The organism is Janibacter sp. GS2, assembly GCF_051200835.1.
In the GTDB taxonomy this organism is placed as follows: domain Bacteria; phylum Actinomycetota; class Actinomycetes; order Actinomycetales; family Dermatophilaceae; genus Janibacter.
The window spans coordinates 11,931-34,520 of the sequence record NZ_CP195161.1 but is presented as its reverse complement, the minus strand read 5'-3'; the positions used below and the strand labels follow the sequence as shown (position 1 = coordinate 34,520).

The window sequence follows — 22,590 nt, the reverse complement described above, 5'->3', positions numbered from 1 at the left end:
ACTCGCTCAGCAGTCGGTGACCTGGTCCGCGCGCACGAGGTGCCGGTAGTCGGGGCCGAGCACGACGTCCACGGCGACGCGCTCGCGCTCGTCGGGTGCGTCCGCGACCGTCCCGACGTGGCGGGAGAGGAGCTCGGCCCCCTTCGTCCCCCTGGCGCCGTGGCGCAGCTGCCCACGGCCGGTGACCTCTTCCTGCTTCGGGTCGTTGGCGACCGTCCTGACGACGAATCCCCGCTCCTTGAGCCCACGGGCCACCTGGGCGGCCAGGCCCTCACGGTCGGTGGCGTTGTAGACGTTGACCTCCACCTGGGCTGGCGTCAGCTCGCACGTCGGCGACCCGGAGGTCGAGGTGGTCGTCGCCCTCGCACTGGTGTCGGCTCGGATGTAGCTCATCGCGTACCAGGCGGCGAAGAACAGCAGGAGCAGCACGATGAGGACCGTGATGATCGCGCGCCGTCGCCGCGCTCTCGACTCGGTCGACTGACCGTAGAACTCGTCGGGCATGAGCTCAGTCGGTCAGCTCGACGGGCAGGGCCGGCGGCCCGTCGCACCCGGCACGAGGGGTTCCCCGACCGCGGTCGGGGTGGGGTCGGGAGTCGCCGACGGACGGGGAGATCACGTCGACACGATAGGAGGGCCGACGTCGCGCGACCGCACTCCCTTCCCTCTTGTGACCGACTCTTGACTCACGGTCGAGTCCGCGGTGCGAAGGGAGTGGCCCCGGTCGACGAGGGCGGCCAGGGGGTTTCCGGTTGCGGGGCCACAGGGACGTGACTAGGTTGCGCAGGCTCTGGTTCCCGCGCGAATCGAGTGACATCGAAGGCGATGCAGGTCTGCAGGAGGCGTCATGTCCACGTTCCGTCCGTCCCGTCGAACCACGCTGACCGGGGGTGCCGCGGCCGTCCTGGCCGGCGCAGCCACTCCAGCCCATGGCGCCGCCGTGGGCGAGCGGGGCTGGGTGACCTCGACCCTGCGCCGGATGAGCCTCGAGGAGAAGATCGGGCAGCTCTTCGTCCAGCACGTCTACGGCTCCCGGGCGGAGACACCGGATGAGCGCAACCTTCCCCTGTACGGGGTGAGCACCCCCGCCGAGGTCGTGCGCAAGTACCACCTCGGCGGCATCTGCTACTTCGCCTGGACCGACAGCGTCGAGGACCCCGACCAGATCACCGCACTGTCCAACGGTCTGCAGCGTGCCGCGCTCACGGGGCGACGCGGGCCCCGGGTCCCACTGACGATCTCCGTCGACCAGGAGCAGGGGGTGGTCACACGCATCGGACCACCTGCCACGCAGCTCCCCGGGTCGATGGCCCTCGGTGCCGGGCGGAGCGCCGAGGACGCCCGGCAGGCCGCGATGATCACCGGTCGCGAGCTGCGCGCCATGGGCATCTCCATGGACTTCGCACCGGTGTGCGATGTCAACGTCAACCCGCGCAACCCCGTCATCGGGACGCGGTCCTTCTCCTCCGACCCCACCCTGGTCTCGACCCTCGTGTCCGCCCAGGTCGACGGGTACCAGCGCGACGGGCGGATCGCCTCCTGCGCGAAGCACTTTCCCGGCCACGGCGACACCGACACCGACAGTCACACCGGTTTCCCGGTCATCACCCACTCGCGGTCGCAGTGGGCGCGTCTGGACGCACCGCCGTTCATCGCCGCCATCCGGGGCGGCATCGACATGATCATGACCGCGCACCTGTCCATGCCGGCCCTCGACGACAGCGGCGACCCGGCCACGCTCAGCCGGCCGGTGGTGACCGGCCTGCTGCGTGAGGAGCTCGGCTTCGAGGGGGTCGTCATCACCGACTCCCTGCGCATGGAGGGGGTGCGGGAGAAGTACGGCGACGGGGAGATCGCCGTGCGCGCCCTCACGGCCGGGGTCGACCAGCTGCTGATGACGCCCGCGATGGACGACGCCGTGGCGGCCGTGCGGGAGGCGGTGCTCGACGGACGCATCCCGCGACGCTCCCTCGACGCCAAGGTCCGCCGGGTGCTGACGGCGAAATACCGGCGAGGGCTCGTCGGGCGCCCCTTCGCCGACCCGGCCGAGATCGACTCCGTCGTCGGCACCCCCCGGCACCGAACCCTCGCGGACGCCGTGACCGAGCGCACCACCACTCTGGTCAAGGACGACGCCGCAGCGGTGCCGCTCCGCCCGGATGGTTCGAGGGTGCTCCTGACCGGGTACGGGACGGACACCTTGGCGGCCCTGTCCACGGCCGTCTCCGCGGCGGGCGCCCGCACGAGCACCACGGTCACCGGCAGCGCCCCCTCCGACGACGAGATCGACGCGGTGGTCGCCGCGGCGCAGCAGGCCGACACGGTCGTCGTCACGACGATGAAGGCCGGGGACGTGCGGGTCGACGAGCACGGTGGCCAGGCGAAGCTCGTGCGGGCCCTCCTGGAGACCGACGCGACGGTGATCGTCCTCGCGGTCCGCGACCCGTACGACATCGCCCACTTCCCCCAGGCCCCGACCTACCTGGCGACCTACTCCGACGGTGCGGTGGCCATGGCCGCCGCCGGTCGGGTACTGCTCGGCGAGGTGTCGCCGCAGGGCACGCTGCCCGTGGACATCCCGACAGCCGATGATCCGGAGACGCTGCTCTACCCCTTCGGTCACGGACTGACGGGCTGACGTCCAGGACGTGAAGGTCAGGACGAGGGAACCGGCGGGCCGACGAGCAGGGCGATGCCCGTCAAGACGGCGACGGCCACGAGGAGGACGAGGACCGCGGGGCCGGGACGCCGCAGCGCGCCGGACACGAGCCGCTCCGGCGCGGTGACGGCTGCTCCCTTCGTCCCGAGGCGCCAGGTCGTGCCGAGGTGGCCGCTCCGGTCGAGCCACCGCTCGGTCCACAGCGTGAGCAGGGGCGGGACCGCGCTCGCGAGCGCGACCGCGCCCTGCTTCGCCGGCCACTTCTGGTCGATCCAGACGATGCTGGTCACGAGCACATAGGCGATGAAGACCACCCCGTGCGCCATCCCACCGACGCGCACCCCGAGCTCGGTCGTCTCGGTGACGTACTTGAGGAACATGCCGACGAGCAGCAGCGTCCAGGTCACCGCCTCGGCGGTGGCGACGACGATGTACAGGCGACGCGGGGAGGGGAGAGTCATGCACACCATGGTCGCCCAGAGGTGGAGAACGACCGCCCTCGGGTCGATTTCGAGGTGGTGGACCCCTCGGGTACTCTCCTGCGTGGAGGATTCGCATAGTGGCCTAGTGCGCGCGCTTGGAAAGCGCGTTGAGTGAAAGCTCTCAGGGGTTCGAATCCCCTATCCTCCGCCACCCACCTCGGTCCGTCCCGCGCTCGTCGCGGGGCGGACCGAGGTCGTTGTCCAGGGGTGGTGGAGCGAAGGGGGTCGGTCCCGGACCCGGCGTTGGCCCACGAGGACGTCGCGACGTAGACTCGGCGACCGGCACCCCGCGTGGTGGTACCTCACCGAACTCCCCCAGGGCAGGAATGCAGCAAGGGTAGGCGAGCTCTTCCAGGTACGCGGGGTGTCCCTTGTCTGTCGGCAGGCCTCCTCATCGGGTTCGCGAGGAATGGGCACCCGCTTTCGATTGGCGCCGGGCCCAGATCCCCATAGCGTGTCTCCTGAGCGGTCGTGACCACGACCGCCTCCGCGAAGGAGGAAGTTCCATGGACAGCATGTGGATCTGGATCATCATCGCCATCATCGTGGTGCTGCTGCTCATCGGACTGGTGGCAGCGCTCGCCAAGGGCGCGAAGCAGAAGAAGGTGGAGCGCGACCGGGTGGAGGCCGAGCACATGCGTGCCCGGGCCGCCGAGCAGGATCGCGAGGTCCGTGAGCGTCAGGCCGACGCCGCGTCGACCGACGCCGAGGCCCGGGCGGCGCAGGCCGAGGCCGACCGTGCCTCCGCCGAGGCGAACCGTCGCAAGGCCCAGGCAGACCAGGAGGCCGCTGACGCCGAGCGTCGCCGCGTGGACGCGGAGCGTCTCCAGAACGAGGCCGGTCTCAAGACCGGCCACGCCCACAGCGCGGAGAGGGAGCGCGAGGAGCAGTTGCGCGCCGCCGATGCCAAGGACCCGGACGTCCGCACGGACAGGGACGGGATGCGCATCGATGACGGCGCAGCGGACTCCGCCGCCGGTGGACCCGGTCGAGGGGCCGCCACCGCTGGTGCCGGAGGCGCTGCGGCAGGCGCCGCGGGCGCTGCCCACACGGCTTCGGACCACGGCGCCGATCACGGTGCCGATGGTGGTGCCGGTCTCGGTTCTGATGACGGTGCCGATGGTGGTGCCGGTCTCGGTTCTGATCACGGTGCCGATGGTGGTGCCGGTCTCGGTTCTGATCACGGTGCCGATGGTGGTGCCGGTCTCGGTTCTGATGACGGTGCCGATGGTGGTGCCGGTCTCGGTTCTGATCACGGTGCCGACGGTGGTGCCGGTCTCGGCTCTGACGACGGCGCCGGCCGCGGTCCGGCCCACCCGGTCCCCGACCACGACGCGTCCCGCGCTCCCGGTCAGGGGGTCGACCCCGGCCGTACACCGGACCGGGCCGATGAGCGTTCTGCCGGCCTCGGAGCCGGACCAGTCGGTGCGAACGAGCCCATGGGGGGCCGGCACTCGGACCCGCCTGTCGCCCCCGCCGGGTCTGCAGCGGGTGAGCCCACCGTGGACCGCCCCGGCGAGCCGACGGTGGACCGCCCCGGTGAGCCCATCGTGGACCGCCCCGGCGGCGCGCACGCGGGCCCGGTGGAGACCGCGCCCGGCGTCACCCCCGAGAGCCGGCCTCCGGCGACCGAGGACGGGCGCAGCCACGTCGACCCCGAGGCCCGCCCCGGGACCGACGAGCGGGGCAGGCCCGGGCTCTTCGGCAAGGTCCGCGGTAAGGTCGAGGGCCTGCGCGGGCACGATGAGGGCCCCCGCACCTGATGCACCACGATCAGGGCCCGCCACATCCTCGATGTGGCGGGCCCTGTCCCGTACCCCACCCCAAGGAGTCACGTGAAGATCGCCATCATCCTCGGCAGCACCCGTCCCGGCCGCTTCGGTGAGCAGGTGGCCGACTGGGTCGTGGAGCAGACGCAGGGGCGTGACGACGCGGAGTACGAGCTCGTCGACCTCAAGGACTACGACCTCGACCTGCTCGGCGAGGCCACCGTGCCCGGTGCGGCCAACCGGCAGTACGAGAACCCCAGGACGCGTCGGTGGAGCGCGAAGATCGACGAGTTCGACGGCTATGTCTTCGTCACCGCCGAGTACAACCACGGTGTGCCGGCGGCGCTGAAGAATGCCTTCGACGTCCTCTACCCCGAGTGGGTCCACAAGGGCGCTGCGCTCGTCTCCTACGGAGCCGACGGCGGCGTCCGGTCCGTCGAGCAGTGGCGCACGATCCTCGCCAACGCGCAGATGCACGTCGTGCGTGGCCAGGTCTCCTTCTCGACGATGCTCGAGGTGGAGGAGGGGAGCTTCACCCCCTTCGAGCGTCGGGCCAAGGAGATGCGCAATGTCTTCGCGCAGGTGACCAAGCTCAGCGCGGCCACCGCCTCCCTTCGCGGATGACCGGGAGCGTCCACAGCGGCCTCCCCCGGGGGGAGGCCGCTGTCGTCCCCCGCAAGTAGGCTCGACCCCGTGAGCACCGCCCTGTACCGCCGCTACCGGCCCGAGACCTTCGCCGACGTCATCGGACAGGAGCACGTCACCGAGCCCCTCATGCAGGCGCTGCGCTCGGGGCGGGTCAACCACGCCTACCTCTTCTCCGGCCCGCGCGGGTGCGGCAAGACGACGAGCGCGCGGATCCTCGCCCGGTGCCTCAACTGTGAGCAGGGACCCACCCCCACCCCGTGCGGTGAGTGCGACTCGTGCACCGCGCTGGCCCGGGGAGGGGCCGGCAGCATCGACGTCATCGAGATCGACGCGGCGAGCCACGGCGGCGTCGACGATGCGCGGGACCTGCGTGAGCGGGCGTCCTTCGGCCCGGCCCAGAGCCGCTACAAGATCTACATCATCGACGAGGCGCACATGGTGACGCCGCAGGGCTTCAACGCCCTGCTGAAGATCGTCGAGGAGCCGCCGGAGCACGTGAAGTTCGTCTTCGCGACGACCGAGCCCGAGAAGGTCATCGGCACGATCCGTTCGCGCACCCACCACTACCCCTTCCGCCTCGTGCCCCCGGCTCGTCTCCAGGACTACATGGAGCAGTTGTGCGCCTCCGAGGGCGTGGCGGTCGAGCCCGGCGTGCTCTCCTTCGTCGTGCGAGCCGGTGGTGGGTCCGTGCGTGACTCCCTCTCCGTGCTCGATCAGCTGATCTCCGGCAGCGACGAGCGCGGCCTGACCTACGACGGTGCCGCCGCGTTGCTCGGCTTCACCGACGGCGAGCTGCTCGACCGGGCGGTCACCGCCTTCGGCGTCGGGGATGCCGCCGGGGTCTTCACGGTCATCGACTCGGTCATCGAGACCGGTCTCGACCCCCGGCGTTTCGTCGAGGACCTCCTCGAGCGCTTCCGGGACCTCATCGTCATCGCCGCCGCGCCGGACGGGGCCGCCGGGATCCTGCGCGGCCTGCCCGCCGACCAGGTCGAGCGGATGCGTCAGCAGGCCGGCGCCTTCGGCCCCGCCTCGCTCTCCAGAGCAGCCGACATCGTCAACGCCGGCCTGACCGAGATGACGGGGGCGACCTCGCCGCGGGTGCAGCTGGAGATCATCGCCGCTCGGGTGCTGCTGCCGGCCGCCGCCGGCGAGTCCGGCTACGCCGCCCGCCTCGATCGCCTGGAGCGCCGTCTCGAGGTCGGGGGAGTGCCCACGGCCGAAGGGGGAGCCCCGCCGTCCCGGCAGGCGTCACCACAGCGCCCCCCTGCGCACCAGGGGCCCGCCCCGGAGCAGGCACCCCGGGAGCAGGCACCGCCGGAGCCGGAGCCGGCGCAGCACGTGCCGTCGGAGCAGGCGGTGGGCGCGGCGAGCGCGCCGCCGCCCTCGCCGGAGCCCGTCGCGCCGCAGCCGCAGTCCACACAGCCGCAGCCCACGCAGCCGGAGCCGGAGCCGGAGGCGCCGGCACCCGCCGCGCAGGGTGGCCACATCGATGTCGAGGCCCTGCGCCGGGCGTGGCCGGATGTGCTCGGCCGGATCTACCAGATGCGTCGGGCGACGTGGACCTTCCTCTCCGAGCACGCCCAGGTGATCTCCTACGACGGGCAGCGGCTCGTCCTCGGCATCGCCACCACGGGACTGGCCAATGCCTTCCGCAACGGCTCGCACAGCGAGGTCGTCCGCCAGGCGCTCATCGACACCCTCGGCGTTGATGCCCGGGTCGAGGGAGTGCCCCACCAGCAGAGCGGTCAGGGGCCGACGGGTGGGGGAGCCCAGGCCACGACCGCGCCGGGCCAGGTGAGCTCGCCCGGGCCCGGCGCGAGCGCCGGCGCGGCGAAGCAGTCCCCGTCGCCACGCGGCGCGGCCACCTCCAACGACGTCGGGGTCGCAGCGCCCGACGCCGGGCCGGGTGGGTCCGACTGGGGGTCGGCGCCGCCGGACTCCTCGTCGGCTCCCGCGTGGGCCACGGCCGTCCCGGCGAGTGCGCCGCAGCCGGCGGGCCCCCCTTCGTCCGCGGGGCCGGTCCGGGACCGGGGATCCGGCCACGAGCCCGATGACGCCTCCGTGAGCGACGACGACGAGGACATCATCGAGGCCGGCGCCGCCGGCCCTGCCGTCATCGAGCGCCTGCTCGGGGGCACCGTCATCCGCGAGGAGTGAGCGCGTCGCGCCCGTCGATGCCCCACGTCGTCACCGCCGGGGCGTAGGGTCAAGGCGTGTACGAAGGTGTGGTCCAGGACCTGATCGACGAGCTCGGCCGCCTCCCCGGGGTCGGTCCGAAGAGTGCCCAACGGATCGCCTTCCACCTCCTGCAGGCCGACGCCCAGGACGTCCAGCGACTGGTCCAGACCCTCAGTGAGGTCAAGGACAAGGTCACCTTCTGCGAGACCTGCGGCAATGTCGCGGAGGGCCCGCAGTGCCGGATCTGCGCCGACCCGCGCCGGGACGCGACGGCGATCTGCGTCGTCGAGGAGCCCAAGGACGTCGTCGCGATCGAGCGCACCCGGGAGTTCCGCGGGCGCTACCACGTCCTCGGCGGTGCGATCTCCCCGATGGACGGGGTGGGCCCCGACGACCTGCGCTTCACCGAGCTGATGTCACGCCTCTCCGACGGCAGCGTCGCCGAGGTGATCATCGCCACCGATCCCAATCTCGAGGGGGAGGCCACCGCCTCCTACACCGCTCGGCTGCTCAGTCCCTTCGGGCTGCGGGTGACCCGACTGGCGTCCGGCCTGCCCGTGGGGGGCGACCTCGAGTACGCCGATGAGGTCACGCTCGGGCGGGCCTTCGAGGGAAGGAAGTTGCTCGATGCCTGACGAGACCACACTCCTGGCCGACGAGTGCGCGGTCGAGGCGAGCACCTGGTTGACGACCCTCGCGGACATCGCCTCGGGTGCCGCGCCGGAGAGCGCGATCCCACTGCTCCTGCTCACGACGAGCCAGATCCAGCTCGTCGGCGCTCGCCTCGGGGCCATCAGCGACATCGTGCTCGATCAGCGGTTCGAGACCGACCCCGGCCCCGACACCGAGCTCGACCCCCTCCGGGCCGGTCTGGCGCAGCTGCTGCACGGCGTCGACGAGTACGCGGACCTCGAGGACCCGGTGACCTCCCCGACGCCGGCGACCGGCTCGCTGAGCAACGATCTGGTGATCATCGCCGGGGCGCTGACCCACGGTCTGGCCCACCACGAGGCCGGCCGCGCGAGCGAGGCGCTGTGGTGGTGGCAGTACAGCTACCTCTCCGACTGGGGTGACCGGGCGGCGATGGCCGTCCGAGTCCTGCAGACACTGCTCGCCCACCTTCGTCTGGACGCCGACGCCGACCTCGTCGGCGAGGCGGAGTTCGACGCACTGCACCCCTGAGTGGGAGCGCGGATTTCCGGGCGATCCCACCCCCTCTCGTGCGGGCGAAGGAGCGCCCTCGGTCGTCGGGACGGTGGCCGGGTGACTCGTTGCGGGCGATCGGTCGTTATCCTCTAGGGGTCGCGCCGGTCCGCCCCTGGGCCGGACCCGCTGATCACGGAGATCTCTTGTGAGCCTGGTTGTCCAGAAGTACGGCGGTTCGTCGCTCGCTGATGCCGAGAGCATCAAGCGCGTCGCCCACCGCATCGCCGAGACGAAGAAGGCGGGTCACGACGTGTGCGTCGTCGTCTCCGCCATGGGGGACACCACCGACGAGCTGCTCGACCTCGCGGAGCAGGTGAGCCCCGTCCCGCCACCGCGCGAGATGGACATGCTGCTGACCGCGGGTGAGCGCATGTCGATGGCCCTCGTCGCGATGGCCATCGCGGACCTCGGGCACAGCGTGCGCTCCTTCACGGGGAGCCAGGCAGGTGTCATCACCGACACCTCGCACGGCAAGGCGAAGATCATCGACGTCACGCCCGGTCGCATCACCGAGGCCCTGGGCAAGCAGCACATCGTCATCGTCGCCGGATTCCAGGGCGTGAGCCAGGGAACCAAGGAGATCACCACCCTCGGTCGCGGCGGCTCCGACACCACGGCGGTGGCCCTCGCCGCCGCGCTCGAGGCGGATGTCTGCGAGATCTACACCGATGTCGACGGCATCTTCTCCGCGGACCCCCGTATCGTGCCCACGGCCCACAAGATCGACCGCATCTCGCACGACGAGATGCTCGAGATGGCCGCCAGCGGCGCCAAGATCCTCCACCTGCGGTGCGTCGAGTACGCGCGCCGCTCCGAGATGCCCATCCACGTGCGTTCCTCCTTCTCCCCGAAGGAGGGCACGTGGGTCCTGCCCCCCGACCCCGAAGGAACCCAGGACATGGAAGAGCCGATCATCGCGGGCGTCGCCCACGACAGCAGCGAGGCCAAGATCACCATCGTCGGTGTGCCCGACGAGCCGGGCCGGGCGGGCCAGATCTTCACGACCGTCGCCGCCGCCCAGGTCAACATCGACATGATCGTGCAGAACGTCTCGGAGTCGCAGACGGCGCGCACGGACATCTCCTTCACGTTGCCGATGGCCGACGGGAAGACTGCGGTCGAGGCCCTCACGCGGACCAAGGACGAGGTCGGCTTCGAGTCGATCCGCTACGACGACCAGATCGGCAAGCTCTCCCTCGTCGGTGCCGGCATGCGCACCAACCCGGGCGTCTCGGCGACCTTCTTCCAGGCCCTCGCGGACGCGGGCATCAACATCGAGATGATCTCCACCTCGGAGATCCGCATCTCGGTCGTCACCCGCGCCGACCAGCTCGACGAGGCGCTCCGGGCCCTGCACACCGCCTTCGGTCTCGACTCCGATGACGGCGAGGCCGTCGTCTACGGCGGCACCGGCAGGTGACCGCCACCCCGTCGCAGACCACCGGGCCCACCTTGGCCCTGGTGGGGGCGACGGGACGCTTCGCGGAGGCGATCGTCTCCGCGATGGCGCTGCGCGATGACCGGTGGGGCGAGATCCGCCTCTTCGTCCCCGGTGTCTCGACCCGCACGCTGAGCGTGCGCGGCCGGGAGCAGCCCATCGAGTCCCTGCGCGAGGACTCCTTCGAAGGGGTCGACGTCGCCCTGTTCAACCTCTCGCCGGAGATCACCGGTGAGTGGGCGGGGCGTGCGGTGGCCGCTGGCGCGGTCGTCGTCGACGCGAGCTCCGCCCACCGCGGGGACGACGACGTGCCGCTCGTCGTCCCCGGGATCAACTCCGAGCTCGTCGGCCACCGGCCCAAGGGGATCGTCGCGCTGCCCGGGCCCGTGACCTGGGGGCTCATCGACGCCGCGCACGTCCTCCACCAGGGCTGGGAGCTGCAGCACCTCGTGGTCACGGGGCTCATCGCGGCCGTCTCCAAGTCCGACCGGGGTGTGGCCCGACTCCGGGAGGAGATGCACACCGTCGCCTCCGAACCGACCATCGGCCAGCACCCGGGCGATGTGCGGGCGGCGGTCTCCGACCTGCCGGTCGCCTCCCCCTTCCCCGCGCCCCTCGCGCTCAACGTCATCCCGTGGGTGGGGCAGCCGACCGCGGACGGCTTCACCTCCGCGGAGCACGCGGTGAGCGAAGAGGTCAGCAAGGTCCTCGGCCTCGGCGAGCACGTGCCGGTCGTGGTCACCCTCGTCCAGGTACCCGTCGTGCTCGCGCACTCCATGGCCCTGCACGCCCGCTGCGCCCGGCCGGTGGGCATCGACAAGGTGCGACGGGCCTGCGTGGCGGCGCCCTCGCTGGTCCACCTCGACGAGCAGACGGGAGAGGTGCCGACCCCGGTGGACAGCGTGGGCATCGACCCCAGGTTCGTCGGACGGATCCGCCAGCCGAAGGGCGCCGGCCACCACGTCGACATGTTCGTCAGCGCCGACACCACCCGCCGCGGGGCCACCGCGATGCTCGCCGTCGCGGAGCTGATCGGTGACGAAGGGCGCACCGGGCAGCCATCCGTCTCCGGAGCGTGACCCCGACGCAACCGGACTGACACCACAGCCGTCCATACTCGTGTGGGACGGTCGACCCGCTCGCGGATCGTCCGTGCTTTTGTGATGTTCGTGACGTGTGTGAGCGCCTGGTGTCGAAGTGTCCGCGGACCTCGTACAGTGGGCCCAGGGGAAAGGGGTGTCGATGACGGATCAGCACCGGGAGACGGACCCGTACGACGACGGGTCGGTGTCGTACCGCGTCGTGGGTTTCGACGAGCTCGAGGGCTCGGCAGCAGCCCACTACCGGCGGCAGCGCCGGCGACGGCTGTTGCTCTTCGTCACCCTGCCCGGTCTCATCCTCGGGACGGCGACCGTGGCGACCGCCTACGGCACGGGTCTGCTCGGCCCGCACGAGACGACGACCTGCGCCCCGGTCTCTGCCCCGGCCCCGGAGCGCGACTCCTTCGAGGTCAAGCTGCTCAACAGCAGTGACACCTCCGGCCTCGCGACGAGCGTGGCCCGTGATCTCGAGCTGCGCGACTTCGACATCGCCAGCGTCGGCAACGCCGACGGCTCGGTCTACGTCAAGGGAGCGGCGACGATCTACCACGGCAAGGACGGGCGGGACAACGCCCTCCTGCTGCAGCAGCAGATCCCCGGGTCGAAGCTGTGGGACGACGCCCGCGGTGGCGACAGCGTCCAGCTGGTCCTCGGCTACGGCTACGACAAGCTCGTCAACGAGCCCCCGCCGCCGTTGCCCGCCCCCTCGGAGATCACCCTCAACGTCTACAACACGACGTACAAGGAGGGCCTGGCCTCGGACGTCGCCAGCGACCTGTCCGGGCGCGGTTTCAAGGTCAAGTCCACGGGCAATGACCCGCAGATGAGCTTCCTCGAGGACGAGGTCGCCGTCATCCGTTTCGGTCCGGAGGGGCAGCGCGCGGCCAAGCGCCTCGCCCAGCAGGTCGACGGTGTGCAGATGCAAAAGGACGACCGCACCAGCGGGAAGGTCGATCTCGTCCTCGGCAACACGTGGGATGGCCTGAAGTCGGCGTCCGAGGTGCCCGAGGTCAAGCCCTGGGAACGCCCTGCCGAGACGATCCAGAAGCCCTGCGAGGGGGAGTGAGCGTCGAGACCGTCGCGCTGCTCACGGCCGGCGGGATCGCCCCGTGCCTGTCGTCGGCGGTCGGCGGTCTCATCGAGCGGTACACCGAGCGGGCCCCGCAGGTCCGCCTCATCGGCTACCGCAACGGCTATGCCGGGCTGCTCACCGGTGCCAGCACCGAGGTCACCGACGAGGTCCGGGCGCAGGCCGCCCGCCTGCACGCCTTCGGCGGCTCCCCGCTCGGCAACTCGCGGGTGAAGCTGACCAATGGCGAGGACTGCGAGCGGCGCGGGTTGGTGGCGAAGGGGGCTGACCCCCTTCGCGTCGCCGCGGAGCAGCTCGCCGCGGACGGCGTCGACGTCCTCCACACCATCGGCGGGGACGACACCAGTACCACCGCCGCGGACCTCGCGCGCTACCTCGCCGACCAGGGCCACTCGATGCAGGTCGTCGGGCTGCCGAAGACCATCGACAACGACATCGTCCCCATCAGGCAGAGCCTCGGTGCGTGGACGGCGGCGGAGCAGGGCGCCGTCTTCGCCCGCAACATCATCGGTGAGCACTCCTCCAACCCGCGGATGCTCATCGTCCACGAGATCATGGGCCGGCACAGCGGCTGGCTCACCGCGGAGACCGCCCGGCGCTACCGCGCGCAGCTGGCCAACCGGGAGTTCGTCCCCGGCATCGGCAATGACCCGCGCGTCTGGGACGTGCACGCGGTCTACGTGCCCGAGGAGCAGATCGACCTCGAGGCCGAGGGTGAGCGGCTGGCCGCCGTCATGGACGAGATCGGCTGCGTGACGGTCTTCCTCGCGGAGGGCGCCGGTGTCGACGAGATCGTCGCCTCCCTCGAGGACGCCGGGCGCGAGGTGCCGCGCGACCCCTTCGGCCACGTCGCGCTGGACGAGGTGAACCCGGGGGAGTACTTCGCCTCGAGCTTCGCCGAGCGACTGGGGGCGGAGAAGGCCAAGGTGTGGAAGTCGGGCTACTTCGCCCGCTCGGCCGCGCCCAATGCCCAGGACCTCGAGCTGATCGCCCGCTGCACCGACCTCGCCGTCGAGGTCGCCCTCGGTGGCGGCTGCGGGATCGTCGGTCAGGACGAGGAGCGCGGCGACGAGTTGCGCGCCATCGAGTTCGACCGGATCGCCGGCGGTGGGGCCTTCGACCCGACGACCGACTGGTTCCTCGAGCTGCGTCAGGCCATCGGCCAGGCCTGAGGTCCCCTCAGCTCGCGCCGTGCTTGCGGCGCAGCGACCACATCTGGGCAGAGCGCTCCAGCTCGACGGCGACGTCCCACGGAACCCCGCCCGGGGCGGTCTCCCGGCGGAAGTTGCGCACGAGCCGACGCGCCAGCTGCGGGTCGGCGGCCGCTCGCGCGGCCATGACCCGGGCCGCGCCCTCGACCTGCCCGTCCTCGTGGGCCGACCAGGCGATCCCGAGGTCGACCGCTCGCTCGCCGTCGACCTCCTCGCCGAAGAGCCCCATGGCTGCCGCGGCCTCGCGTCCGGCGACACGGTGCAGCAGCGACAGGTGGCCACCGCCGGGGTGGATCCCGATCTGGGCGAAGCCCGGAAGGAGTCGCGCGGTGCGCGAGACCACGCGCAGATCGGTGGCCAGGGCGAGGTTGAGTCCGGCGCCCACGGCCGCCCCGCGGACGGCGGCGATGGTCGGCAGGTCGATGGACCCGATGGTCGTGAAGGCCGCGTAGACCGTCTCGAGGTTGCGGTAGGCGGCGTCCTCCACGGGGTCTCGGCCGGTCTCGGCGAGGACGGAGCGCACCGCGCCGGCGCAGAAGTGCTCACCGCCGCTGACGATGACGGCACCGACCTGCGCATCGGACTCGGCGGTGCGGGCCGCGTCGATGAGCTCGCGGGACATCTCGACGGACAACGCATTGCGGCGCTCCGGAGCAGCCAGTCTGATCGTGGCGATGCCCTCGTCGACGGTGTAGGAGATCTCGCTCATCATCATCCCTTCGTGTAGAACCAGCGGCCGCCACGGCGGGTGAACTCGCTGCGTCCGGCGAGCTCACCCTCATCGTGGCTGGCGACGAAGTCGACGACGCCGGTGCTGTCGTCCCGTCCACCGTCGACGACCTCACGGACCTCGAGGCCGGTCCAGCGGGTGTCGCCGGGGGTGACGTCGGCCGGCCGCGTGCGTCCGTCCCAGGTGCGCCAGAGGTGCTCGACGTTGCCGTGGACGTGTGCGGTGTAGCGGCTGCGCATGAGCTCCTCGGCCGTCTCGGCCAGTCGCTCCGTGGTCAGCAGCGGCCCGCAGCAGTCGCTGAGGGGCCGACCGGTGCCGCAGGGGCAGGGCTCTTCGCTCATGGGTGCAGCGTAGGTCAGCGGCGCCCCGGGCGCCCGGCCTCAGTCGCGCAGCGTGGTGCTGCGGATGTGCTCGCCGAGCGTCATCGCCAGCTGATCGGCGTCACCGGCCTCGAGGAGGTCGACGAGGTGGTGGTGCTCCCGGGTCAGGGCGAGCATGTGCCGTCGGGGGGTCGGCGCGCCGAGGCGGGCCAGCCGGACGAAGCCACCCAGCTGGTCGAGCAGGAGCAGGAGGGTCGGCATCCCCGCGACCTGGGCCAGGCAGCGGTGGAAGGCCTCGTCGGCCTCGAGGAAGGCCATGGAGTCCCCCTCCGACGCCTGCCGACGCTGGCGGGCCACGAGGAGGCGCAGACGGTCGATGTCGTCCGGGGTGCGGCGAGCGCAGGCCGGCCCGGCAGCGGCCCCCTCCAGCGCGACGCGAAGGGAGATGACCTCGCGTCGGTGCTCGGGGGAGACGTCGACGACGTGCAGCTGTCGTCGGGGCCCGGGGACGAGGAGGCCCTCGCTGCTGAGAGCGCGCAGGGCTTCGCGCACCGGCGTGCGCGAGACCTCGTACTCGGCTGCGGTCGCGACCTCGTCGACGGGGTCCCCGGCCGGGCGCCGACCGGAGAGGATGTCGGCACGCACGGCCTCGTGGACGAGACCCGCCTTGGTCGCCGGGGGCGGAGCGGGGGAACTCATCGACGCTACGAGGCGAAGATCTGTGACTCGTCGGCGAAGGCCTTGAACTCCATCGCGTTGCCGGACGGGTCGAGGAAGAACATCGTCCACTGCTCGCCGGGCTCCCCGGCGAAGCGCAGGTAGGGCTCGATGACGAACTCGGCACCGGCCGCGCGCATCGTGGCGGCGAGGTCGTGGAAGTCGTCGTGGCTGAGTACGGCGCCGAAGTGGGGGACCGGGACCTGGTGGTCGTCGACCGGGTTGTGGCCGGCGGGGCCGGGGGAGCCGTGCTCGGTCTGGTGCGTGACGACCTGGTGACCGTAGAAGTTCCAGTCCACCCACAGCGTGTCGGAACGGCCCTGGCTCAGCCCGAGGACCCCGCCGTAGAACTCTCGTGCCGCGGCGATGTCATGGACCGGGATGGCCAGGTGGAAGCAGGGGCGATGGGTCATGGGTCCTCCTCAGGGCTCACGTGTATGCATTTAGAGTACATGTATACAAAAGAGGTCACTGACGGACAGAAAAAAGACCGGCTCCGATCCGTGGATCAGAGCCGGTCCCGGCTGGTCGGGGTGACAGGATTTGAACCTGCGGCCTCGTCGTCCCGAACGACGCGCGCTACCAAGCTGCGCCACACCCCGAGGTGCTGCTGCCCTCATCAGGCAACGACAAGGAACAATAACCCAGTCACCGCCCGGACCGACAATCGGGGTCCTCCGGGACGAGGGTCAGCAGGGTGGCCTCGGGTCGGCAGGCGAACCGCACCGGTGCGAAGCGGGAGGCGCCGAGGCCGGCCGAGACGTGCAGCCACGCAGCGTCCGCTGGTTCGGCCCGTCCACTGCCGGCCCCCGTCCACCAGCGGGAGACCCCCTTCGCCCGACGGCGGTCGAGGTCGCAGTTGGTGACGAGTGCACCGACTCCGGGCACGCACAGCTGGCCGCCGTGGGTGTGGCCGGCGATCACCAGGCGCGCGCCGTCGGCGGTCATGCCGTCCAGGACGCGTTGATACGGCGCATGGGTGACGCCCATGGTCAGTGCCGCGTCGGGGTCGGCGGGAGCACTGACGCGGGCGTAGTCGTCGCGCTCGATGTGCGGGTCGTCGACGCCCACGAGGTCGAGTCGGGTGGGGCCGAGGGTGAGCGTCGTCCGGGCGTTGTCGAGGTCGATCCAGCCCCGGTCGGCCATGCCCGCGCGCAGCCGCTCGGTGGGCAGCGGGATGCGCGTGGCGGGTGCCGCGGCATAATCGCGGGTGAGGTAGCGCGCGGGGTTCTTCGGCGTCGGGGCGTAGTAGTCGTTGGATCCCATGACGAAGACCCCCGGACGCTCGAGCAGCGGCGCCATCGTCGCGAGGACCTCCGGGACGGCCCCGACGTGGCTGAGGTTGTCGCCGGTGTTGACGACGAGATCCGGCTCGAGCGCGGCCAGGGAGCGGATCCACTCCTGCTTGGCGGACTGACCAGGAACCATGTGGATGTCGCTGAGCTGCAGGACCCTCAGGGGGTGGGATCCGGGTGCGAGGACCGGCAGGGTGTACCGGCGAAGGGCGAACAGGCGCGGCTCGACGAGGGTGCCCCAGGCGAGTGCGGCACCGCCCGCCGCGGCGGTGCACGCGAGGAGACGGGCAGCAGGCAGGGGCGGGGTCACCCCGCCATCCTCGCAAATGGGGTGGCCCGGGTCCGCGCTCCTGAGATGATCTGTCCATGAGCGACTCCTTCAAGGCCACCCTCCAGTCCGACCTCACCGCGGCGATGCGTGCCCGGGAGCAGGTCCGCGTCGCCACCCTGCGCATGGTCCTCACCGCCATCAGCACCGAGGAGGTCTCCGGCACGCAGTCCCGTGAGCTGTCCGACGCCGAGACCCTCAAGGTCGTGATGAAGGAGGCCAAGAAGCGCAAGGAGTCGGCCACCGCCTACCGCGACGCCCGTCGCCCGGAGCTGGCCGAGCGCGAGGAGGCCGAGCTGGCCGTCCTCGAGAGCTACCTGCCGGAGCAGCTCGGTGACGACGAGCTCACCGCGATCGTCGACCGTGCGGTCGAGCAGGTCGGCGCGACCTCGATGGCCCAGATGGGCCAGGTCATGAAGGTGGCCCAGGGCGAGATCGCCGGGCGCGCGGACGGCGGCGTCGTCGCGGCCAAGGTCAAGGCCCGGCTGGCCGGCTGATCCACCGGGGCACAGCGAAGGGGGGTGGTCACCACGGGTGACCACCCCCCCTTCGCCGTGGCTCAGTTGCTCTTGGTCCCGGAGGAGGAGCGCCCACTCCTGGTGGACCGTGGGGAGCGCTCGACCCGTGGGGCGGAGGATGACGAGGCCGATGAGGACGACCTCGCCGACGTCGTCGGGGAGGACGACGTCGATGACGGCGAGGAGGACCGCGACGAGGGGGTGCTCGTCGACCTCGGTGTCGACCTGGACGTCGACCTCGACGTCGAGCTCGGCGGCAGTGCCGCGGGCGCCTGCGTCGTCGGGGACGCCGGCGGCGGGGCGGCCGGGGCCTGGGTCGTCGACGGGGGCGGCGTGTAGGGCGCCACTCCGTTGGAGAGGTGGTAGGTCACGGTCGCGCCCTTGAGTGCCTCCCCCTCGGGCTCGGTGGAGGCGACGGCGCCGGCCTGGGTGGTGCTGTTGACCTGGCTGCCCTCCTTCGGCTTGAAGCCGGCCTTCTCCAGAGCCTCCTCGGCCTGCGTCGGACCCTCGCCGATGACGTCCGGGATGTCCCGCAGGTCACCCTTGACGATCTCCTCGCTCGGCTTCTTGAAGGACTCCTTGTCCATGTCCTCCGAGGCCTCGTTCATGATGTCCTGCCAGATCGGGGCGGCGATGGTGCCACCGAAGACCTGCTCGTAGTACTCACCACCGAGGGTGATGCCGTCCATGTCGTACTCACGGATCGGGGAGCCGACCCAGATCGCCGTGGACAGCTGCGGGGTGTACCCGGCGAACCACGACTGCTTGTGGTTGTCGGTCGTTCCCGTCTTGCCGGCGGCCTGACGCCCCTTGTCCAGGTCGTTCCCGGCCGCCGTCCCGCCGGACTCGAGCGGGCCCTCCAGCAGCTGGGTCACGCCGCGGGCGACGTCCTTGTCGATGACCTGCTTGCACGGGGGCGGGTCGATCTTCATCTTCGTGCCGTTGGCCGTGGTGATCGACTCGATCGGGTTCGGCGGGCAGTACTTGCCGCCGGCGGCGAGCGTCGCGTAGGAGGAGGCGAGCTGCAGCGGGGAGGTCGAGTCCGAGCCGAGCACGAGGTTGGAGATCGCGTAGTTGTCCTTGACCTTCTCGCCGCCGCTGTAGGTCAGGCCGTACGGCAGGCCGTAGCCATCGGCCAGCCCCATCTTCGCCATGACCTTGGGGATGTTGCACGATCCGACGTCCGAGGCGAGCTGGGCGAAGGCGGTGTTGATCGACTTCTTCGTCATCTCGGCCAGGCTGAGCGTCCCGCCGATCTGGTAGTCGTTCGACACGGCCCACGTCGGGTCTTCCGTGGTGCACTTCTTCTGGAAGTCGCTCGGCGAGAAGAGGTGCGGGTTCTTCACTCCGGCCGACGGGGCATCGATGTCCGACTCGAGCGGCATCCCCTTCTCCAGGGCCGCGACCAGGGCGTACATCTTGGCCGTCGACCCGATGGCGAAGCCGTTGGTCCCGCCGTACTGCGCGGGCACGCTCCACGCCTGCTCGGAGTACTTCGTGGAGGCCTTCTCCAGCCCGATCTTGTACTTCGACGTCTGGCCGATCGCGCGGACCTTGCCGGTCCCCGGCTCGACGAGCGCGCCGGCGGCGCCGAACTTGTCCGTGCCCTCCGGCACGCGCTCGGTGAGGTCGCCCTGGAGCTCCTTCTGCCAGTCACGACGCAGCGTCGTCTTGATCTTCAGGCCTGCGGTGTTGACCGTCTGCATGCGCGCGTCCGGGTTCGGGCCGAGCTCGGGCATCTGCTTGAGGTAGGAGATGACGTAGTTGCAGAAGTAGGGGTCCGCTGCCTTGGAGCAGGTACCGCCCTCGCTCTTGCTGATCTTGAGCATGTCCTCGACGTCCTTGGCCTTGGAGGACTTCGCCTGGCTCGCATCGATCATCCCCAGCTGGGCCATCCGGTCGAGCACGACATCACGACGCTCCTGCACCTCCTCGGGATTGGTCCGGATGTTCAACCGGCTGGGCGACTGCACGACGCCGGCCAAGGTCGCGGACTCGGCGATGTTGAGGTCCTCGGCGGGCTTGCTGAAGAAGTGCTGCGCCGCGGCCTCCACGCCGTACGCCTGGTCGCCGTAGAGGGCGAGGTTGAGGTAGCTGGTGAGGATCTGGTCCTTGGTGTGCGTCTTCTCGACGTTGAGCGCGAACTTCAGCTCCTGCAGCTTGCGGCTGTAGGTCTGCTCCGTCGCGGAGGCGATGCCCTCCTGGTCGTCCTCCCGCTTGGCCTTCTCGATCTGCATCAGCTTCACGTACTGCTGGGTGATCGAGGAGCCGCCCTGCGTCTCCCCGGAGGTGGTGTTGGAGACCATCGCGCGCAGCGTGCCGCGCACGTCGATGCCCCCGTGCTCGTAGAAGCGACTGTCCTCGATCGCCATCTGCGCCTTGCGCATCCACGGCGAGATCTCCTTCAGCGGGACGACGATGCGGTTCGCGTCGTAGGGGGTGGCGAGCAGCTTGTCGTCAGCGGAGTAGATCTTCGACTGCTGGGCGAGCGGGTTCGTCGTGAACTCGTCGTCGAGATCGTTGAATCCCTGCGCGGTGGACTTGGCCGCACCGCCGGAGGCACCAGCGAAGGGGATGGCCAACCCGGCACCGACGAGGCCGAGACCGACGGACACGGCGACGAAGGCCCCGAGCAATCGGGCGAGATGTGGCATCCGAGAGGCAGACATGTGCAAGACAATAACGGCCGAACCTGAGCGTTGCGGGCAGGCGTCGCGGCGGTTCGGATGCTCGCCGAGCCCTAGGCGAGCGCCTGGCCGAACTCGCGCAGACCCTCGAGGTCGTGGATGTCCACGGGATGCGCGGCGACGGTGCCCATCGGCACTCCCGGGTGGGAGGTGCGGAAGCGGGTGATCAGGCCCCGGTGCCGGGCGGCGGCCTCCGCCACCTCGACGTGGACGCGCAGCAGGGCGGCGGCGAGGTCGTGCTCGTCGAGTGCGTCCAGCTGCGTGGCGCCGTCCTCGGCCCGCCCGGCGCCGAGCTGTTTGGCCGCGGCCACGTGCACGCGGTTGACGAGGACGCCGGTGAGCGGCATCCGGTCGCTGGCCAGCCGCTCGATGAAGTACCCGGCCTCGCGCATCGCATCCCGCTCCGGTGCCGCGACGACGAGGAAGGCCGTCTCGTCGTGGGAGAGCAGGGCGTAGGTCTCGTCGGCGCGTGCGCGGAAGCCGCCGAACATCGTGTCCATCGCGGCGACGAAGGTCTGCACGTCGCTGAGGAACTGCCCACCGAGCAGTCTCGTCATGATGCCGCTGGCCAAGGAGACGCCCGCACCGACGAGGCGCAGGGACGCCCGGCCACCTGCCTTCGCCGGAGCCGTGAGGAGACGGATGAACCGGCCGTCGAGGAAGGACCCCAGCCGCTGGGGGGCATCGAGGAAGTCCAGCGCCGACCGCGAGGGCGGGGTGTCGACGATGATGAGGTCCCAGTCGCGCGAGCCGTCGGCGATCTGGGTCCGCAGCTGCCCGAGCTTCTCCATCGCCATGTACTCCTGCGTCCCGGCGAAGGAGCTCGACACCGCGACGTAGAAGGGGTTGGCGAGGATCTGGGCGGCCTTCTCCGGCGTCGAGTGGGCCTCGACGACCTCGTCGAAGGTCCGCTTCATGTCGAGCATCATCGCGTCGAGGGACCCACCGGCCGAGGTGTCCAGCCCGTCCACGGGGCGAGGGGTGTTGTCCAGCTCGATCAGACCGAGCGACTGGGCCAGCCGGCGGGCGGGGTCGATCGTCAGGACGACGACGCGTCGGCCCTGCTCGGCGGCGCGCACGGCGAGCGCCGCCGCCGTGGTGGTCTTGCCGACCCCACCGGAGCCGCAGCAGACGATGATCCGGCGCTCCCGGTCGGCGATGACCTCGTCGAGGTCGAGCCGGGGCTCGTCACGGGCGGCCATCAGACGCCTCCCTGCTCGTCGAGGGTGTCCGCGAGCAGCCGCAGGCCCCCGCTCTCCACGCCCTCGGGCAGGTGCGGGAGCGTGTGCACCGGGACAGGGAGGTCGGCGAGGACCTCGCTCTGCTCCGCCTGGAGGCGAGTGCGCAGCACGTGGTCGGTGCCCTCTTGCAGCAGGCCGGTCACCATGGCCGGTCCCGCCTTGATGTCGACGGCGCCGAGGGCCGCCGCGAGGGAGTCCCGCACGCCCGACGTCTCCTCGGTGATCGTCGCGGCCTGGTCCTCGGTCAGGAGCGAGGGACGCCTCCCGTTGACGATGACCGACCCCACGCGAAGGGAGAGGTCCCCGAGCTCGGCGATGGCGTCGCGGGTCTCCTGCACGGGCATCTCCTCGAGGAGGGTGACGACGTGGACCGCCGTGCTCGGGCTCTGGAGCAGGCGGGTGATCGAGTCGGCCTGGTTGCGGACCGGCCCGACCCGCGCCACCTCGGAGACCTCCGAGTTCACCGCGAGGAAACGGGCGATCCGTCCGGTCGGTGGGGCGTCGAGCACCACGGCGTCATAGACCGGGCGCTTCTTCGCCCCCTTCGTCCGGCGGCCGACGGCCTCGTAGACCTTGCCGATGAGCAGCACGTCCCGCACACCGGGGGCGATCGTCGTCGCGAAGTCGACGGCGCCCACCTTCTCCAGCACGGTGCCGGCCCGGCCCAGCTTGTAGAACTTCTGGAGGTACTCCAGCAGGGCGCTCTTGGCGTCGACGGCCAGTCCGAGCAGCTCTCCGCCGGACGGGTCGGTGACGAGGAGGCGCTCGCTCGTCCCGAGCGGGGCGACATCAAAGGCCTGGGAGATGCCCTGCCGTCCCTCGACCTCGACGAGGAGCACCCGCTGCCCGCGGGCGGTCAGGGCCAGCGCCAGGGCCGCGGCCACGGTCGTCTTGCCCGCGCCGCCCTTGCCGGTGACCACGTGCAACCGCACGCGCGGATCAGAGGGGGAGTTCACGTCGCCCAGCCTAC

The 22,590-nt window shown here is 71.1% G+C and carries 21 protein-coding genes, 2 tRNA genes and 1 other RNA gene; 13 read left to right on the top strand and 11 right to left on the bottom strand.

Annotation, left to right across the window (positions count from 1 at the left end; translation table 11 throughout):
* Positions 1–6: 6 nt before the first annotated feature.
* Positions 7–504, bottom strand: coding sequence for a LytR C-terminal domain-containing protein (locus ACR9E9_RS00180; RefSeq protein ID WP_435200477.1), 498 nt, complete (start codon positions 502–504; stop codon positions 7–9).
* A gap of 343 nt (positions 505–847) precedes the next feature.
* Here ACR9E9_RS00180 and ACR9E9_RS00175 point away from each other — a divergent pair, with 343 nt between their 5' ends.
* Positions 848–2,638 carry a glycoside hydrolase family 3 protein gene (locus ACR9E9_RS00175; protein WP_435200475.1) on the top strand — a complete coding sequence of 597 codons (1,791 nt, stop codon included), beginning with the start codon at positions 848–850 and terminating at the stop codon, positions 2,636–2,638.
* A gap of 17 nt (positions 2,639–2,655) precedes the next feature.
* Here the strand turns inward: ACR9E9_RS00175 and ACR9E9_RS00170 are convergent, their stop codons facing one another.
* A complete protein-coding gene (locus tag ACR9E9_RS00170; RefSeq protein ID WP_435200474.1) occupies positions 2,656–3,120 on the bottom strand; it encodes a DUF3817 domain-containing protein in 465 nt (154 codons plus the stop codon).
* 84 nt (positions 3,121–3,204) lie between these two features.
* Between ACR9E9_RS00170 and ACR9E9_RS00165 the strand changes: the two genes are divergently transcribed.
* The 11 genes from ACR9E9_RS00165 (at position 3,205) to ACR9E9_RS00115 (ending at position 13,745) form a co-directional block, all read left to right on the top strand.
* A tRNA-Ser gene (locus tag ACR9E9_RS00165) sits at positions 3,205–3,292 on the top strand.
* A gap of 127 nt (positions 3,293–3,419) precedes the next feature.
* An RNA gene (ffs, locus tag ACR9E9_RS00160) (signal recognition particle sRNA small type) lies at positions 3,420–3,518 on the top strand.
* 129 nt (positions 3,519–3,647) lie between these two features.
* Complete coding sequence (locus ACR9E9_RS00155; RefSeq protein WP_435200472.1) at positions 3,648–4,904, top strand: hypothetical protein; 1,257 nt, start codon at positions 3,648–3,650, stop codon at positions 4,902–4,904.
* A gap of 72 nt (positions 4,905–4,976) precedes the next feature.
* Positions 4,977–5,534, top strand: a complete 558-nt coding sequence (locus tag ACR9E9_RS00150; protein ID WP_435200471.1) for an NADPH-dependent FMN reductase — start codon at positions 4,977–4,979, stop codon at positions 5,532–5,534.
* Between the two features lie 69 nt (positions 5,535–5,603).
* The gene (locus ACR9E9_RS00145) at positions 5,604–7,718 is read left to right on the top strand and encodes a DNA polymerase III subunit gamma and tau (protein WP_435200470.1); all 2,115 of its coding nucleotides are present in this window, start codon (positions 5,604–5,606) and stop codon (positions 7,716–7,718) included.
* Between the two features lie 56 nt (positions 7,719–7,774).
* Positions 7,775–8,374, top strand: a complete 600-nt coding sequence (gene recR, locus ACR9E9_RS00140) for a recombination mediator RecR (protein ID WP_435200468.1) — start codon at positions 7,775–7,777, stop codon at positions 8,372–8,374.
* A complete protein-coding gene (locus tag ACR9E9_RS00135) occupies positions 8,367–8,921 on the top strand; it encodes a DUF5063 domain-containing protein (RefSeq protein ID WP_435200466.1) in 555 nt (184 codons plus the stop codon). The genes recR and ACR9E9_RS00135 overlap by 8 nt, the downstream gene beginning before the upstream one ends.
* Before the next feature lie 169 nt (positions 8,922–9,090).
* Positions 9,091–10,365: an aspartate kinase gene (locus tag ACR9E9_RS00130; protein WP_435200464.1), complete on the top strand. Its 1,275-nt coding sequence runs from the start codon at positions 9,091–9,093 to the stop codon at positions 10,363–10,365.
* A complete protein-coding gene (locus tag ACR9E9_RS00125; RefSeq protein WP_435200462.1) occupies positions 10,362–11,462 on the top strand; it encodes an aspartate-semialdehyde dehydrogenase in 1,101 nt (366 codons plus the stop codon). Before ACR9E9_RS00130 ends, ACR9E9_RS00125 begins: the two co-directional genes overlap by 4 nt.
* Positions 11,463–11,625: 163 nt before the next feature.
* Entirely contained in the window at positions 11,626–12,549 is a 924-nt protein-coding gene (locus tag ACR9E9_RS00120) for a LytR C-terminal domain-containing protein (protein ID WP_435200460.1), read from the top strand.
* On the top strand, positions 12,546–13,745 hold the full coding sequence (locus ACR9E9_RS00115; RefSeq protein ID WP_435200458.1) for a pyrophosphate--fructose-6-phosphate 1-phosphotransferase: 1,200 nt from the start codon (positions 12,546–12,548) through the stop codon (positions 13,743–13,745). The genes ACR9E9_RS00120 and ACR9E9_RS00115 overlap by 4 nt, the downstream gene beginning before the upstream one ends.
* A gap of 7 nt (positions 13,746–13,752) precedes the next feature.
* Here the strand turns inward: ACR9E9_RS00115 and ACR9E9_RS00110 are convergent, their stop codons facing one another.
* The 6 genes from ACR9E9_RS00110 to ACR9E9_RS00085 form a co-directional block, all read right to left on the bottom strand.
* On the bottom strand, positions 13,753–14,493 hold the full coding sequence (locus ACR9E9_RS00110; protein WP_435200456.1) for an enoyl-CoA hydratase-related protein: 741 nt from the start codon (positions 14,491–14,493) through the stop codon (positions 13,753–13,755).
* A gap of 2 nt (positions 14,494–14,495) precedes the next feature.
* Positions 14,496–14,855: a YchJ family protein gene (locus ACR9E9_RS00105; protein WP_435200454.1), complete on the bottom strand. Its 360-nt coding sequence runs from the start codon at positions 14,853–14,855 to the stop codon at positions 14,496–14,498.
* Positions 14,856–14,894: 39 nt separating this feature from the next.
* On the bottom strand, positions 14,895–15,533 hold the full coding sequence (locus ACR9E9_RS00100) for a GntR family transcriptional regulator (protein ID WP_435200452.1): 639 nt from the start codon (positions 15,531–15,533) through the stop codon (positions 14,895–14,897).
* Positions 15,534–15,538: 5 nt separating this feature from the next.
* Positions 15,539–15,964, bottom strand: coding sequence for a VOC family protein (locus ACR9E9_RS00095; RefSeq protein WP_435200450.1), 426 nt, complete (start codon positions 15,962–15,964; stop codon positions 15,539–15,541).
* A gap of 112 nt (positions 15,965–16,076) precedes the next feature.
* Positions 16,077–16,153, bottom strand: a tRNA-Pro gene (locus ACR9E9_RS00090).
* Between the two features lie 46 nt (positions 16,154–16,199).
* A complete protein-coding gene (locus ACR9E9_RS00085) occupies positions 16,200–17,156 on the bottom strand; it encodes a metallophosphoesterase (RefSeq protein ID WP_435200448.1) in 957 nt (318 codons plus the stop codon).
* 56 nt (positions 17,157–17,212) lie between these two features.
* Between ACR9E9_RS00085 and ACR9E9_RS00080 the strand changes: the two genes are divergently transcribed.
* Positions 17,213–17,671, top strand: a complete 459-nt coding sequence (locus tag ACR9E9_RS00080) for a GatB/YqeY domain-containing protein (protein WP_435200446.1) — start codon at positions 17,213–17,215, stop codon at positions 17,669–17,671.
* A 62-nt stretch (positions 17,672–17,733) separates the two neighbouring features.
* Here ACR9E9_RS00080 and ACR9E9_RS00075 read toward each other — a convergent pair whose 3' ends face one another.
* The 3 genes from ACR9E9_RS00075 to ACR9E9_RS00065 form a co-directional block, all read right to left on the bottom strand.
* Entirely contained in the window at positions 17,734–20,361 is a 2,628-nt protein-coding gene (locus ACR9E9_RS00075; RefSeq protein ID WP_435200444.1) for a transglycosylase domain-containing protein, read from the bottom strand.
* 71 nt (positions 20,362–20,432) lie between these two features.
* Positions 20,433–21,581: an ArsA family ATPase gene (locus ACR9E9_RS00070; protein ID WP_435200442.1), complete on the bottom strand. Its 1,149-nt coding sequence runs from the start codon at positions 21,579–21,581 to the stop codon at positions 20,433–20,435.
* A complete protein-coding gene (locus tag ACR9E9_RS00065; protein ID WP_435200440.1) occupies positions 21,581–22,576 on the bottom strand; it encodes an ArsA-related P-loop ATPase in 996 nt (331 codons plus the stop codon). The genes ACR9E9_RS00070 and ACR9E9_RS00065 overlap by 1 nt, the downstream gene beginning before the upstream one ends.
* Between the last annotated feature and the right edge of the window lie 14 nt (positions 22,577–22,590).

Bases quoted from the DNA above. Each gene is read 5' to 3' on its own strand.
- ACR9E9_RS00180 (WP_435200477.1), bottom strand. From the start codon at position 504: ATGCCCGACGAGTTCTACGGTCAGTCGACCGAGTCGAGAGCGCGGCGA.
- ACR9E9_RS00175 (WP_435200475.1), top strand. From the start codon at position 848: ATGTCCACGTTCCGTCCGTCCCGTCGAACCACGCTGACCGGGGGTGCC.
- ACR9E9_RS00170 (WP_435200474.1), bottom strand. From the start codon at position 3,120: ATGACTCTCCCCTCCCCGCGTCGCCTGTACATCGTCGTCGCCACCGCC.
- ACR9E9_RS00155 (WP_435200472.1), top strand. From the start codon at position 3,648: ATGGACAGCATGTGGATCTGGATCATCATCGCCATCATCGTGGTGCTG.
- ACR9E9_RS00135 (WP_435200466.1), top strand. From the start codon at position 8,367: ATGCCTGACGAGACCACACTCCTGGCCGACGAGTGCGCGGTCGAGGCG.
- ACR9E9_RS00120 (WP_435200460.1), top strand. From the start codon at position 11,626: ATGACGGATCAGCACCGGGAGACGGACCCGTACGACGACGGGTCGGTG.
- ACR9E9_RS00110 (WP_435200456.1), bottom strand. From the start codon at position 14,493: ATGAGCGAGATCTCCTACACCGTCGACGAGGGCATCGCCACGATCAGA.
- ACR9E9_RS00105 (WP_435200454.1), bottom strand. From the start codon at position 14,855: ATGAGCGAAGAGCCCTGCCCCTGCGGCACCGGTCGGCCCCTCAGCGAC.
- ACR9E9_RS00100 (WP_435200452.1), bottom strand. From the start codon at position 15,533: ATGAGTTCCCCCGCTCCGCCCCCGGCGACCAAGGCGGGTCTCGTCCAC.
- ACR9E9_RS00095 (WP_435200450.1), bottom strand. From the start codon at position 15,964: ATGACCCATCGCCCCTGCTTCCACCTGGCCATCCCGGTCCATGACATC.
- ACR9E9_RS00080 (WP_435200446.1), top strand. From the start codon at position 17,213: ATGAGCGACTCCTTCAAGGCCACCCTCCAGTCCGACCTCACCGCGGCG.
- ACR9E9_RS00075 (WP_435200444.1), bottom strand. From the start codon at position 20,361: ATGTCTGCCTCTCGGATGCCACATCTCGCCCGATTGCTCGGGGCCTTC.
- ACR9E9_RS00070 (WP_435200442.1), bottom strand. From the start codon at position 21,581: ATGGCCGCCCGTGACGAGCCCCGGCTCGACCTCGACGAGGTCATCGCC.